Here is a 13,337-nt window from a genome sequence, read left to right as displayed (position 1 = left end):
GTTTTAGACAGTAGATCCTAGTATCAACTGCTGGAATGACGAAAAAAGTCACTTGGATGACACCGTTCTTGACTAACAAACAGTACCTTTAATTTGTCCTACTACCATTGGGATTCTATATGAGATTTCAAAAGAGGACTGTAGGTATTAGTTGTGTTGCTGGAATAAATTTTAGTAAAACTGCTATGTAAGTAATCTGCTGCTTACGAATTTCCTATTAGCAAAAAACGGGTATTATTTAAATAATGCCCGTGCGCTTTTAGAAGGGGTATATAGCATGTGTACAAGTAGCACTACGTGCATATATAAGTTGTTTAAAACAATCTTTTTAAACAAGCCCTAATACATCACAAGGATTGTGATATGCGTCATAATAGTTATGACAGAGTTAAAATGATTATGACATGAATTAACAGCATAAGGCATATGTGCAGGCGTACAAGGTATATGCTCTGGAAAAACTGGTGTTGGTAAATGAGAAGTCATATATTGTTGTTGTAGTAAAAACCATGAGTGTAAATCATAATAGTCCTTAAAAAAATAATATTAAATTATTATAAGTTAAAAAATTAATAACTTTAATTCTAAATTCAGCATAGCAACTAACTTAGTTCTTCTTTTTACTCATACAATATTCATATCTATTGTATTTTCACCAATTTTGCATATAGTCCATCTTTGTTTATTAGAGAGTCATGAGTTCCTACTTCTTCTATTTCTCCGTGATTAATCACTATAATTTTGTCAGTTTTGAGTGCGGTTGATAGCCTGTGTGTGATTATGATCGTTGTTCTGTTTTGCATTAATTTGCTCAGTGCTTTTTGTACGAAGTTTTCACTTTTGTAATCAAGGGCAGAGGTTGCCTCATCCAGTACTAAGACTTGGGGATTTTTGAGTATGGCTCTAGCTATTATAATACGTTGCTTTTGTCCTTCGGAAAGTTTTAATCCTCTTTTCCCTACAAATGTGTCAAACTTATCGGGCAACCTGTCAATAAATTCCATCGCATAAGCACTGATGGCTGCTTGTCTCACTTCCTCATATTCAGCATCTGGCTTGCCGTACAATATATTCTCCATTATTGAACAAGAAAATATCATGTGATCTTGCGGAACTAACCCAAATAATGACCTGAGACTACTTAACGCAATCGACTTAATATTATGCCCATCGATAGTAATGCTGCCTTTGCTTGGGTCATAAAAACGGAGCAGAAGCTTTAAAATGGTGCTCTTACCACTGCCAGATGGTCCAACAATTGACACTGCTTGGCCTGCCTCTATGGAAAATGATACGTTACTTAACGCTGGCTTACCAGGCCGAGATTCATAAAAAAAAGTTATACCGTTAAACGAAATTCCTTTTTGAACACTACAAATTTTTATAGGATCATCAGCATCTTCTATAGAGCTTTTCATATTCTTAAATTCAAATAAACGCTCTACTATCCCAAGACCACGTTGTAAGTCACTGATATTATCGCTCAGATTATTTACAGCTCCTGCTGCAAGTGCTGAATAAAACACAAATGAAGATAGCTCCCCAATAGTTATATTATCACTTAAGACTTCTTTAATACCAAAAAAGATTAAAACGACCAGTGAACCTATCACATATGAGATAACCAAAGTTACCAAAATAGCGCGCAAGAGTATCAATCTTATGTATGATTTCGATACTGAGTTTAGACGTTCCTTAAAACGGATTTTCTCATTTTCCTCTAATATAAACGACTTGATGGTTACTATAGATCTGAAATTTTCTTCACTAAGTGATGCAAGTTCACTCAGCTTACTCTGGGCAAAACGTGCATGATTGCGCACTTTTTTCCCCAGAGAAGTCATGATAATAAGTAGTATTGGTATTATCGCGGCCGCGTATGCAGTTAGATGCAGATCTGTATATAACAACATGGCAACACTACCAATTAAAATGACAAAATTTCGCAATATGGTGAGTAAGCTGCTATTTATTATAGATTGCAACACAGAGGTATCAGTAATTAGTGCTGAGATGACGTCTTGGACACCAGTGTTCTCAAAGAAACTTGGTTGCAATTCGGTAACATTACTATATAAGTCATATCTTATTCTTGCAATAACTTTTTCGCTGCCAATGCCAATGAAATACAATCTAATGAACGCAGTAAGAGAAACAGATAAAACTACAAATATTATAACTACTAGTTTAGTAGTAAAATCGTGTTCTGTGCCAGAATCAATTATGCTACTCAAACCTCTACCGAAAAGGAGAATTGTTAAAGCTGAAAATAAAACTGCAATAAAAGCTATAATGAAATAATGTAGACTGGGCTTTATGTAGTAAAATAATTGCCTAATATTAGATCGCATCTTATTTCGAAGTCTCTAAGGCTAAGTATATGGATTTTAGTGCCAGGAGAAAGGAAAAAGGTATGGCTTTAGGTCTACTGATCGTATGAATGTTGTGATTCAACTCACAAAAAAGCCAGTAAAACTGGAGAATATTTTGGGATAACACCCTTCTGATAGTCTTACTCTGTCATAATCTTTCTTTCTTTTAGCAAGCTTTGCAGCTCACCTTTTTCATACATCTCGCGAACAATGTCACAGCCGCCAATAAATTCTTCCTTTATGTATAACTGTGGAATTGTTGGCCAATCAGAAAACTTTTTTATGGACTGACGTATTTCATCATTTTCTAGCACGTTGACGCATTTAAACTTTACATTCAAGTTTTTGAGAATTGACACGACGAGTCCAGAAAACCCGCATTGAGGAAAGTCAGAAGTGCCTTTCATATAGAGCACCACATCACTTTCTGTTATATCCTTTTTTATTTGTTCAAAATTGTTCATAAGTTCACCTTAATTCTAAACACTAGTTTCTAACTGCAACGCATGGATAGACTGCCTTGCTAATGCCTTATATACCATTCTATGCTGCTCTACCCTTGTCTTTCCAAGAAAGCACTCGGAGGTTATTTTCAAATGATAGTGATCATTATCTCCAGCAAGATAATTAATCTCTATATCGGCACCTGGGAATGATTGTTTGATGGTTTTCTCTAATTCATAAATTGCGATAACCATTAATTTACTTTAAATTACAATACTTTTATTATAAACCTAAAATTACTTTGCACAACTGAATTATCATGAAGACAATGAATTCAGCGTGCTGAGAGCACTCACAAGACGAGATTCTAATTGATTTTCATATTCACTCCAATCTTGTATTGCTTTTTTAGCAACACCTGAATGCACTGCGGCTTTTGCAACGGCAGGAGAAACTATCGAAATCAATCTTGGGTCAAATGGAGTAGGTATTATGTATTCACGTCCATAGCTCATTTTACGACCACCGTAAGCTGCAGATATTTCGTCAGGTACTGGCTCACGAGCAAGCTTTGCTATTGCATTTGCAGCTGCAATTTTCATTTCATCATTTATTGTTGTTGCACGTACATCAAGTACTCCCCTGAATATATAAGGGAATCCCATCACGTTATTGACTTGGTTGTTGTAATCTGATCTACCAGTTGCGATTATTGCATCTGGCCTTACGGATTTCGCAAACTCAGGCCTTACTTCTGGATCAGGGTTAGCAAGAGCAAAAATAATCGGATCTTTACCCATGCTCTTCAGCATCTCTTTGCTTAGCACATTCTTTGCAGATAGTCCAATAAATACGTCAGCACCTTTTATCGTATCAAGTAGAGAACGTTCTTTAGTGTCAGTTGCATGTTTTTCCTTCCACTCATTCATATCCTCTTTTCTGCCTCTATATATTACCCCTTGTTTATCACACAGCACTATGTTTTTAGCGCCCATGGACTTCAGTATTTCCAAACATGCAATACCGGCTGCTCCAGCGCCATTAATGATGATCTTAACGTCTTCTAATTTCTTTCCTGCAATGTCAAGAGCATTTTCTATGCCAGCTGCAACAACCACTGCAGTTCCATGTTGATCGTCGTGGAATACTGAAATGTCCATCAATTCACTTAGACGCTTTTCTATTATGAAACAATCGGGAGACCTTATATCCTCTAAATTTATCCCTCCCCAACTCGGTCCAAGATATCTTACTACGTTGATGAAATCTTCCACATTTTCTGTGCCAACTTCTATATCAACTGCATCGATGTCAGCAAAACGTTTGAATAAAACAGCTTTGCCTTCCATAACAGGTTTTGAAGCAAGAGGCCCGATGTTGCCGAGCCCAAGCACTGCAGTGCCATTTGAAATAACAGCAACACAGTTGCTCTTTGCCGTATAATCATAAACCAGATCAGAGTTTTTAGCTATTTCAAGACATGGAGCTGCAACTCCAGGGGAATAAGCAAGTGACAAGTCATACTGGGTAGATAAGGGCTTTGTTGGCAAGGTAGATATTTTACCAGGATTACCGCCTCCACTGTGATACTTAAGCGCTTCTTGTTTTGTAGTATAATCTAAATCGTCATTCATTATTATATCTTGAGCTCATAATTTTTAAGCATATGGAATTTTTATAAATATTCAATTGCAAACTATTAGCTTGTGAGTTGCACTTTACTCCTGTATAAGTTTGCCATACCGCACTAAAGTTACATTGCATGTTAAAAAAAAACTTGCCTAATTTACTGACAATCTCTCGTGCGCTTGCAGTACCAGCAATAATATTAAGTTTTTATATAGAAAACAAATATGCAAACTCGATAACAATATCAATCTTTATATTTGCATGCATTACAGATTTTTTTGATGGTTACCTAGCACGTACGTGGAAAGTCCAATCAAAATTTGGCAGGCTATTTGATCCAATTGCTGATAAATTAATAGTGGTTTCAACAATAATTATGCTGGTTTATAAGCATAAGATCAATGATTATACGATAATACCATCAATCATCATCGTTTGTCGTGAGATATTAGTTTCTGGTTTACGGGAGTTTCTGACCGCTACAAACGTTAGCCTACCTGTGAGCAAAGCTGGAAAAATTAAAACATTTCTGCAGATGCTTGCTGTAGTAGCACTAACAATAGATGACTACGAAATAACTCAATATATAGGTACAATTTGTCTTTGGGTTGCAGCCATTATAACTATGTGGTCAGGCTACAATTATGTCATAGTCGGCATCAAACAGATTGACTGAATTCCTTGAGAAACAATTAATATACAAATAGCTAAGATTTCAATAAAATTGACTAAGTAATTGAAATCATATATAATATACTAGTCCATAAGTTAGTTGGGTTTATATGACTAGTATTACAAATAACCCTGGTACCAAGTATTCTGAAATGGAGGATTTTTGGTCTATAATTGAAGAAGAAACAAAAAAAATGGAGAAGCTCGAGCAAAAATTATTAACACTGAAAAAAAGAGAGCTATATAGACAACACGTATCATTGGCAATAATGGCCCCATTTGCATTGCTTATGGCTATTGAGCTGGAAAAAACATGCAGCGTTCAGGTGTTGCTTGGTGCTATAAGTGGTTCACTAAGCCGCACTATATTACCTTTCACAGTTTTATCTCTTATTTGTACGCTATATTTAATTTATAATAATAAAAAGATAGCTCAAAAGGAACAGGAATTGAAGGATCTTGAAAATGGCGAAGTGGCAGAAAAAGAGAAGAGAAATGTTCCTCATACCGTTGATAATTACCTTAATTACGCTGATGCTGCTTTAATTACATTAGTTATTGTAGCTAGTATAGTTAGCGAAGCACTGGAACAAGGAATAATAGAAGACGTAGCCCTTTCAATTTCGAGCTTACTTTACTTTGTAGCAAACGCTAATTTCTTCTATCGTGAGTACAAGAAGGGCAAAGAACATGAGGTAGACAAAGAGCAAGAAAATTCCAACCTTGATGAAAAATCCAAGAAAAAGACTAACAATATGTCTGCTGCTAGTTTAATATTTGCTGGTTCTTCTATAATGTTAATAAGGAGAATAATGTTAATAACATTAGCATCATTCTTACATCCTGCTGTTGGACCCGCTTTAGGTTTAGTAGGCATCACTCTTTTGATGGCAGGAAGTGAACTAATCACACACCTTTATAAGAGAGAGTTAAAGGATGTAGAAGTTGGAAAAGGTATAAAAGGCGCTGGAAAAGGTACAGCAGGTGCTGTTGCAAGCAATGTAGACAGAAGAGATGGTACAAACCAAGAAGCAACTGTTTGCATAACCTAAACTAAGCAAAAAAATGCAAAGAAACCTCACAATAGCCTAGCTGTTTTACGATCTAATGTTAAAAACCAAAGGCGCCATCTGATTTTTTAAGCTAACGATATGCGTAATTCAGAATTGTAAACACGATGAACCTCCTATAAAGAAAGATCTAGCAGAAATGCAGCACAAATACGACAGAAATTAATCATGTATGTGTACCTACACACACTGAAGAAGATACACTATACTTTTTACTGAATTTTATTGTTTAGTGGAAAAGCTTGCAAGCGAAGATAGATTTTTGGGTCCTAAAACACCTTAATCTTCAGTGTAGTAGAGCTGTAAAAATGTGTCAAGCAATTTTTGTAGCCCCGTTTCTATGGCTTAAAAAAAACTGGATTCTAGCATTATGCGCTGGCATCAAGAGAAAAGAAATAAGCTGCTTAAGCGGTAGAGTTTTAAGAAGAAAGTTGCTTCTATTCAGAGCTTTTTTTGTAGAGCTTAAAAGCACTTTAGAGCTTGGATTAGAAGGTGTGTTATCTTCAAAACATTTTTATCTTTTCCTTTATGCTATTTGCTGCTAGATTGGAAGAAAAATCATGCCCCTTGTTAAAACTAGGATTAGATATTTTGTTTTCAGGCATCTGCCTGTTTGCCTTTACGATAAAGGCTCATGGTTCTTGTTTTGCCGGTTCTTTAACAGATAAAAAACTAGATTCTCTATTAAAGCTAGAAGGTGTGTTATTTTCAAACATCTTCGTCTTTTCCTTTAGCCATTTGCCGCTGAATTGGAGAAAAAACCAGAACCATGTCCTTTATTAAAACTAGGATTAGATATTCTATTTTCAGGCATCCTTTTTGCAGGAAAAGCTTGAGGTCTTGTTTGTGGATTAGCTGTCTTCGGTGCTATTGATGACTTTCCTACATTTGGCTGGTGGTCTGGCAAAGCTACAATTTTGGACTCCTGTTGGCCTGCATCATTGCCAGATCTATAACTACTTTCAGGAGTTCTGCTTCTTTTTTCATCATCTGATTGAGGGTCTGAAAGTGTTAGGCATTCACTTTTGCCATTATCCCAACTAGAATCCTAATACCAAGTGTCGTTGTTAATACTCGATACACTGCTACTACGACTCATATGAGCGTTACTATCTAACTTTTCTTTATTGTCAACTATCTCTTCACAAATATGCTCTGGATTGCTGTCATAGTAACAATTCTCATCCCCTTTTTTTCGTCTTACATTTTCATCTAAGATTAAACTTGAAGTCCTTTCCATCTTTTCGCACAAAGGTACATATCCGTCCTTATTTTTCTAATTTTCTACAATACTCAGTAGGTAAACATACTCTGCCCTATCAAATTTTGCTCTCAATTTTAACAATGAGTCGATAATCAATAGGTCATTTCCATGAGAAAACCTTCTATTGAAATATTCAGTTATAGATAGATTCTCATTATTATCAACTCCTGGTACAAAATTTCCCATTACAAATACCAATGGAGTTTGCCCATATTGACCTTTTAAGTTCATATCGATTTCATATTTGTTAATGAATAATTTTACCAGTCCGTGATTGGAACTTTTTTCAGCATAGTGTAATACAGTGTTGCCTTCCTTATCGGATATTTGCCATATATTGAATGAACTAGATAGTTTTTTTAAGTAGATTAAGCAACTGTTTTACAACTCTTACTTTATTGTTTGCCGTGGTTATAAATTATTAAATCGTTCTTAATACTCATAATATTTACCTCGCTGTTAATTATTAAAATCAATACACTATTGTAATTACATAAAAATTTATTTTTTCTTAAGTCTGTAGCTTATCCGGTCCTCTAATAGTTATTTTCTTGAGTTCTATATTGTTTTTTGTAACATTGCCGCAAGAGTTTAGTGTCAGCTACTTGCGTAACATCTTTTGCTGTTTCATAAATTGACCTTGTTAACAAAGCTAACTAATATCTAAATAAGTTATTGCCTAAATGGAGAACATGGAAACTGACATTGTAATAATAGGTGCAGGACCTGTTGGAATATTCACTGCTTTTCAAGCAGGAATGCTCGATATGAAATGTCATATCATAGATGTTTTGGATCAAGCGGGAGGACAATGTACTGCTCTTTACCCAGAAAAACCGATATACGATATACCTGGCTATTCTATAATTACTGCTCAAAAGCTAATTAAACAATTAATGGAGCAAGCTTCACCATTTGAGCCTGTTTACCACTTAAGTCAAAAGGTAGAAAAAATTTCGGATAATGACGGTCGAAACTTTACTGTAATAACGAATATGGGTACAGAAGTGAAATGCAAAGCTGTTGTCATCGCTGCAGGAAATGGAATGTTTGAGCCTAACCGCCCACCCCTTGGTGATATATTAGAGTATGAAAATAAATCCGTATTTTATAGCGTAAATAAAATTTCCGATTTTCAGGATAAAACCATAGTCATTGCAGGAGGAGGAGATTCTGCGGCTGATTGGACTATAGGACTCTCTAAAGTTGCAAAGAAAATTTATGTGATACATCGAAGAAAGGAATTTCGTTGTGTTGCCAAAACTAGAAATGAATTGGAATTACTTGAAAGCAGTGGAAAAATAGAACTTGTAACGCCATATCAATTACACGAACTAGCCGGAAATAATGGGCAATTGAGTGCAGTGATAGCAAAAAACATTGTTTCTGGAGAAGAAAAAGAAATATCTGCTGATTTTTTACTGCCATTTTTTGGGCTGTCAATGAATTTGGGTCCAATAAACAATTGGGACATACAGTTAGAACACAGTCGTATAGTTGTTAATCAGGTTACACTTAGAACCAGTAGAGATAGGATATATGCGATCGGAGATATAGCTACGTACTCAGGTAAACTAAAGTTGATACTAAATGGCTTTGCTGAGAGCGCTATGGCTTGTTATGACATACACAAAGTGATCCGCAATTCTCTAGTTAATTTTCAATACTCAACTTCAAAGATGGCACACAAGCGATTTACTTTAGGTCAAACTACTGTATAGTGGTTTTATAGCTCCTTAGTTTTATGATGAACGTGTCTAGCATAGAGAATTGTGATTTTCGCGGTAAAACTGTCTTACTCAGAGTTGACTTTAATGTTCCTGTAAAAAATGGAAAAGTTCATGATACTACTCGTATTTTGAGAGCATTGCCTACTATTCAGCATTTGGTGAATGCGAGCGCAAAGGTTATTGTCATATCACATTTTGGACGCCCAAAAGCCAAAAACGATAGTTTGTCACTAAAAAATATAGTTGAAACTTTATCGCAGATATTAAATAAAGAGGTAAAGTTTATCAATGATTGCATTGGCGAAAAAGTGCAAAAAGCAGTGAATGAGATGGACGGAGGAAATGTAATATTACTGGAAAATTTGAGGTTTTATAAAGAAGAGGAGCAGAATGATTCAAATTTTGCTAAACAACTAGCATCACTAGCAAATATATATGTAAATGATGCATTTTCTTGCTCTCACAGAGCCCACGCTTCTATTTCAGGCATTACAGAATTTTTGCCTTCCTATGCAGGATTTTGCTTACAAGATGAGCTAAGGTATCTTGAAGAGGCCATATCATTCGATGCTAAACCTATTACTGCGATAGTTGGGGGAGCTAAAATATCAACTAAAATAAAAATGCTTATAAAACTAGCAGAAAGGGTAGATTATCTGGTTCTTGGCGGTGCAATTGCTAACAATTTTTTGTTGTTCAATAGAGTGAATATCGGCAAATCTTTCTTTCAAAGTGGCACTGGTGGTTTTCTTCATAGTGTTATCGAAACAGCAAATAAAAACAATTGTAAAATAGTTGTGCCTGAAGATGTTTTGGTTGCAGTAAATTATGATTACAGCACTGGCATTTTAAGAAACACCGAATCCATTTTAGATAATGATGTAATTTTGGATATCGGACCTAAAACCTTGAGCATGATAAGCAGTATGGTAGCAAGTAGCAAAACTCTGCTGTGGAATGGACCTATTGGTGTCTTTGAACATCCAGCTTTTGCAAATAGCACAATAGAGGTAATAAAAATCGTAAGTAGCCTAACACACGAAGGAAAATTGACTAGCGTGATAGGAGGGGGAGATAGTTTATCTGCAATAAATGCTGCAGGTCTTACTGATAAAGATTTTACGTATGTTTCAACTGGTGGAGGGGCGTTTTTAAGCTGGCTAAGTGGCGACGAAATGCCAGGAGTCGCTGCATTGCAATTAACGTCAGATTAAAGCTTTTTTAAATTGTTACTTGTACTCAGCTTTTTTTTTGCGAAGCTGTATCGTGATTATGTCAAAGAAAAATAAGCTAATTTTATGCTTAATAATACCGGTAATAGGATTTGTCTTTTATATTAAAGATAATCACTCTAATGATACAAACTCACGAATTGATTCTGAGCCATCCTTTAAAACAAATTCTGCGGGGCCATATTACATTCCCACCACTTCCGGAGTTGACTTACCTTGATAGGGGAATGTTAAGAGTTTGTAGAGATTGGGAACCACACCCCGATAGAAGATTTCAGAGTTTTGCTTAATTGTCCGCAGCATCAAGAAGCATTAGAAGGAATATATGATAGGCTCGATCATCAAGTGATTACACCAAGTGTAGACTTGGAGTTATTCAAGGATGAACTAACTAAGATTTGGTTTACAAATAGCGGAATTGAAAAAGAAACTATAGGGTTTGGACATATTTTTGTGGTGAGCCAGACAGATTGGAGCTTGGTGGTATTCCTTTTGTAGGTAGGTAAGTTGAGGATCAAGAAGATGAATGGGCAGGTGCGATTTGGAATGATAAGTCTCTGTGCAATAAATTAGAAGTTGATCCACCAGTTTATACATTTGGAATGAAATATTTAGGAAAAGGTGGAGAAGTGAAAGTTAAGTGCCTAAATGGGTATGCATATAACCTTTATGCTGACGATATTTTAGTTTCCGCAACTAAGACATTTAAGGCACTAGGAAAAGATGAAATGTGCCTATATAAAATGGAAGATGACAATTATTAATCGGTGTTTGTGAGAAAGAATGATGCCATACTTACGTTCTACCATGACTTAACACCAAAATGTAACGGTAAAAGCACTAATTGTAGCTGTATTGATGGGAGTAAGGCGGAAGCTACTAAGCGGTAATGATGAGGTATAACAAGTAGAAAAAGTTGGATAGGATAGTTAACAGAGTAAAAACACTGAGGTTTAACCTAAAATAACCTGATAAAACCTGAATCACGCTTCCAAGTACTTGCACCCACGAAAGTAGTACAACTGCAGAGATCAGTAGATTTCTTATGATTTTTGATGTTTTATGCCCGCTCTCTAGCTCGCGGTATGACTCCCTGATAGAAATTGTTATTCTACCCAAATACCAATTAACTACCCCACTGATGCTTGATCCCAACACTCCAAAAAGTAACATAAGTAGTGGATTGTAATGCGACCTGAAATACAACATAGTACAAAACACAAAACCTTGATATATAGGTAAGATCAGCGACGATATTAGGCTATCTGTAAACAACAGAAGATAATTTTCCATATAAGTTTACCAGGTCGTTGTACCATCTTCGTTATCAGAGATTGAGATTCCCATTTGTTTTAGTTGCTCTCTTATTTTGTCTGCAGTATTGTAATCTTTGCTTTGTTTTGCTGTCCTTCTTAAATCTATCAGTCTTTCTACTTCCTGATGACTCACACCAGCAGTAAACCATTCTTGATAACTTGACCTGAGAAGACCAATAAATCTTGCGCTCTTAACGAAACTCTCAGTTAATTTGAGCTTCCCGTATTTACTACTCGTTTTGTTAATTTTCGCAGCCATTTCATGCAATATGACTAAGGCCTCAGGAATATTTAAGTCGCTTTTCAAAGCCTCTATAAAATCTTTAAAGACTTCCGCATCACTTTTTTCAATATTCACTACATCGACGTCACGTAACAACCGGTAGAACTTGTTTAGAGTTTCTTGTGACTCAGAAATAACATTTTTTGTCCAATCAAGTGGTTTTCTATAGTGAGTTTTGAGCAGTGAGTGACGTATTACTTCACCATTTATTCCGCTATGAAGTAGATCTCTTACCTTGACTACATTAAATAGGGACTTGCTCATCTTTTCTTCATTTACCGTAAGAAAACCGTTGTGTACCCAATATTTTGCAAATACTGATCCGACAAATGCAGATTTACTCTGCGCAATTTCATTTTCATGATGGGGAAATTGTAAATCTATACCGCCGCCGTGAATGTCAAAGTCTTGACCAAGGTAAGCATATGACATTGCTGAACATTCTACATGCCATCCTGGCCTTCCTTCTCCCCATGGGCTACTCCAGTAGCTTGAAAGCTTATAGTCAATATCACTTGCAGGCTTCCATAGTACAAAATCTCCGGGATGTTTTTTATTTTCACCAACTTCAACTCTGTTGCCATAATTCAATTCATCAATTTTTTTCCCTGATAAAGCACCGTATCCAGAGTAAGACTCTACACTAAAATATACATGCTTATTGGATTCATAGGCATGACCAGATTGCAGCAAATGTTTAATTAATTTGATGATACAATCTATATTTTCCGTTGCTTTTGGTTCATATGTTGGTTCTGTACAGTTTATGCTTTCCATGTCTTCATGAAAAGCCCTAGTATAGTATGCGCTGATGCTTTCTATACTGCTATTTTTCTCACTTGCTGCGTTGATTATCTTATCATCAATATCGGTTATGTTGCGCACATAAGTAACTTTGCCATAACAAAATTTAAGCAGTTGAAATAATACATCATAAACAACAACAGAACGCGCATTGCCTATGTGAGCTGTGTCATATACTGTTGGTCCACAAACGTACATTTTTACATGATCTTTGTCGATCGGTATAAAGGGCTCTTTTTTTTTGTTAAGGTGTTATAGAGCCTAACCATATACAAAACTTTTTAGAAAGGAAAACGCACCAAGTATAAGCTGTGGTCCTTTAACTATTACAGCAAGGGTAAGTAGCAACCCGCATAAAGATATTAAGACTCCCAGTGTAGAGAGAAGTCCATCTTTACTCATAATACCAAGTGAAATGAGAGTTGTGCCAATTGCAGGAATGAAATTAGTTAGGGGCAGCGGAATGGCTATCGATAATGCGCAAAGCAGCATTATGAAAGCTAAAATCTTTTCACCTGGCC

At 35.8% G+C, this 13,337-nt stretch carries 13 protein-coding genes and 3 pseudogenes; 5 read left to right on the top strand and 11 right to left on the bottom strand.

Annotated elements, in window-relative coordinates:
* Positions 1-641: 641 nt before the first annotated feature.
* From IHO40_RS03510 to IHO40_RS03495, 4 genes are all read right to left on the bottom strand, one after another.
* A complete protein-coding gene (locus IHO40_RS03510) occupies positions 642-2,351 on the bottom strand; it encodes an ABC transporter ATP-binding protein (RefSeq protein WP_225536785.1) in 1,710 nt (569 codons plus the stop codon).
* Between the two features lie 161 nt (positions 2,352-2,512).
* Positions 2,513-2,836: a Grx4 family monothiol glutaredoxin gene (grxD, locus tag IHO40_RS03505; RefSeq protein ID WP_225536784.1), complete on the bottom strand. Its 324-nt coding sequence runs from the start codon at positions 2,834-2,836 to the stop codon at positions 2,513-2,515.
* A 15-nt stretch (positions 2,837-2,851) separates the two neighbouring features.
* A complete protein-coding gene (locus tag IHO40_RS03500; protein WP_225536783.1) occupies positions 2,852-3,070 on the bottom strand; it encodes a BolA/IbaG family iron-sulfur metabolism protein in 219 nt (72 codons plus the stop codon).
* A gap of 63 nt (positions 3,071-3,133) precedes the next feature.
* Entirely contained in the window at positions 3,134-4,450 is a 1,317-nt protein-coding gene (locus tag IHO40_RS03495) for a malic enzyme-like NAD(P)-binding protein (protein ID WP_225536782.1), read from the bottom strand.
* Positions 4,451-4,578: 128 nt separating this feature from the next.
* Here IHO40_RS03495 and pgsA point away from each other — a divergent pair, with 128 nt between their 5' ends.
* A complete protein-coding gene (pgsA, locus tag IHO40_RS03490) occupies positions 4,579-5,121 on the top strand; it encodes a CDP-diacylglycerol--glycerol-3-phosphate 3-phosphatidyltransferase (protein WP_225536781.1) in 543 nt (180 codons plus the stop codon).
* 106 nt (positions 5,122-5,227) lie between these two features.
* Complete coding sequence (locus tag IHO40_RS03485; protein WP_225536780.1) at positions 5,228-6,169, top strand: hypothetical protein; 942 nt, start codon at positions 5,228-5,230, stop codon at positions 6,167-6,169.
* Between the two features lie 748 nt (positions 6,170-6,917).
* Here the strand turns inward: IHO40_RS03485 and IHO40_RS03480 are convergent.
* The 4 genes and pseudogenes from IHO40_RS03480 to IHO40_RS06085 form a co-directional block, all read right to left on the bottom strand.
* On the bottom strand, positions 6,918-7,094 hold the full coding sequence (locus IHO40_RS03480; protein WP_225536779.1) for a hypothetical protein: 177 nt from the start codon (positions 7,092-7,094) through the stop codon (positions 6,918-6,920).
* 141 nt (positions 7,095-7,235) lie between these two features.
* Positions 7,236-7,427 (bottom strand): hypothetical protein, encoded by a 192-nt coding sequence (locus IHO40_RS03475; RefSeq protein WP_225536778.1) that lies wholly within the window; start codon positions 7,425-7,427, stop codon positions 7,236-7,238.
* A 36-nt stretch (positions 7,428-7,463) separates the two neighbouring features.
* A complete protein-coding gene (locus tag IHO40_RS03470; protein ID WP_225536777.1) occupies positions 7,464-7,682 on the bottom strand; it encodes a hypothetical protein in 219 nt (72 codons plus the stop codon).
* A pseudogene (locus tag IHO40_RS06085) lies at positions 7,683-7,778 on the bottom strand (hypothetical protein); the annotation flags it as partial.
* A gap of 365 nt (positions 7,779-8,143) precedes the next feature.
* Between IHO40_RS06085 and IHO40_RS03465 the strand changes: the two are divergent.
* From IHO40_RS03465 to IHO40_RS06265, 3 genes and pseudogenes are all read left to right on the top strand, one after another.
* A complete protein-coding gene (locus tag IHO40_RS03465; protein ID WP_225536776.1) occupies positions 8,144-9,172 on the top strand; it encodes an NAD(P)/FAD-dependent oxidoreductase in 1,029 nt (342 codons plus the stop codon).
* Between the two features lie 26 nt (positions 9,173-9,198).
* Positions 9,199-10,395, top strand: a complete 1,197-nt coding sequence (locus tag IHO40_RS03460) for a phosphoglycerate kinase (protein WP_225536775.1) — start codon at positions 9,199-9,201, stop codon at positions 10,393-10,395.
* Between the two features lie 58 nt (positions 10,396-10,453).
* A pseudogene (locus IHO40_RS06265) lies at positions 10,454-11,303 on the top strand (EndoU domain-containing protein).
* On the opposite strand, the gene IHO40_RS06080 reads toward IHO40_RS06265, so the two are convergent.
* From IHO40_RS06080 to IHO40_RS03440, 3 genes and pseudogenes are all read right to left on the bottom strand, one after another.
* Complete coding sequence (locus tag IHO40_RS06080) at positions 11,293-11,706, bottom strand: DedA family protein (RefSeq protein WP_368666765.1); 414 nt, start codon at positions 11,704-11,706, stop codon at positions 11,293-11,295. The pseudogene IHO40_RS06265 and the gene IHO40_RS06080 overlap by 11 nt on opposite strands.
* A gap of 6 nt (positions 11,707-11,712) precedes the next feature.
* Positions 11,713-13,085: pseudogene (gene cysS / locus IHO40_RS03445) on the bottom strand (cysteine--tRNA ligase).
* A partial coding sequence (locus tag IHO40_RS03440; RefSeq protein WP_225536772.1) for an exopolysaccharide biosynthesis protein occupies positions 13,078-13,337 on the bottom strand: 260 nt, incomplete at its 5' end. The pseudogene cysS and the gene IHO40_RS03440, both read right to left, overlap by 8 nt.

Origin of the sequence: Wolbachia endosymbiont of Mansonella ozzardi (genome assembly GCF_020278625.1) — a bacterium.
Taxonomy (GTDB): domain Bacteria; phylum Pseudomonadota; class Alphaproteobacteria; order Rickettsiales; family Anaplasmataceae; genus Wolbachia.
Note: the sequence above shows the minus strand (reverse complement) of the source record. Positions and strands in the feature narration are given on the sequence as shown.

What these genes read in the sequence shown, in the direction of transcription:
- IHO40_RS03510 (WP_225536785.1), bottom strand. Translation starts at nt 2,351, where the DNA reads ATGCGATCTAATATTAGGCAATTATTTTACTACATAAAGCCCAGTCTA.
- grxD (WP_225536784.1), bottom strand. Translation starts at nt 2,836, where the DNA reads ATGAACAATTTTGAACAAATAAAAAAGGATATAACAGAAAGTGATGTG.
- IHO40_RS03500 (WP_225536783.1), bottom strand. Translation starts at nt 3,070, where the DNA reads ATGGTTATCGCAATTTATGAATTAGAGAAAACCATCAAACAATCATTC.
- IHO40_RS03495 (WP_225536782.1), bottom strand. Translation starts at nt 4,450, where the DNA reads ATGAATGACGATTTAGATTATACTACAAAACAAGAAGCGCTTAAGTAT.
- pgsA (WP_225536781.1), top strand. Translation starts at nt 4,579, where the DNA reads ATGTTAAAAAAAAACTTGCCTAATTTACTGACAATCTCTCGTGCGCTT.
- IHO40_RS03485 (WP_225536780.1), top strand. Translation starts at nt 5,228, where the DNA reads ATGACTAGTATTACAAATAACCCTGGTACCAAGTATTCTGAAATGGAG.
- IHO40_RS03475 (WP_225536778.1), bottom strand. Translation starts at nt 7,427, where the DNA reads ATGGAAAGGACTTCAAGTTTAATCTTAGATGAAAATGTAAGACGAAAA.
- IHO40_RS03470 (WP_225536777.1), bottom strand. Translation starts at nt 7,682, where the DNA reads ATGAACTTAAAAGGTCAATATGGGCAAACTCCATTGGTATTTGTAATG.
- IHO40_RS03465 (WP_225536776.1), top strand. Translation starts at nt 8,144, where the DNA reads ATGGAAACTGACATTGTAATAATAGGTGCAGGACCTGTTGGAATATTC.
- IHO40_RS03460 (WP_225536775.1), top strand. Translation starts at nt 9,199, where the DNA reads ATGAACGTGTCTAGCATAGAGAATTGTGATTTTCGCGGTAAAACTGTC.
- IHO40_RS06080 (WP_368666765.1), bottom strand. Translation starts at nt 11,706, where the DNA reads ATGGAAAATTATCTTCTGTTGTTTACAGATAGCCTAATATCGTCGCTG.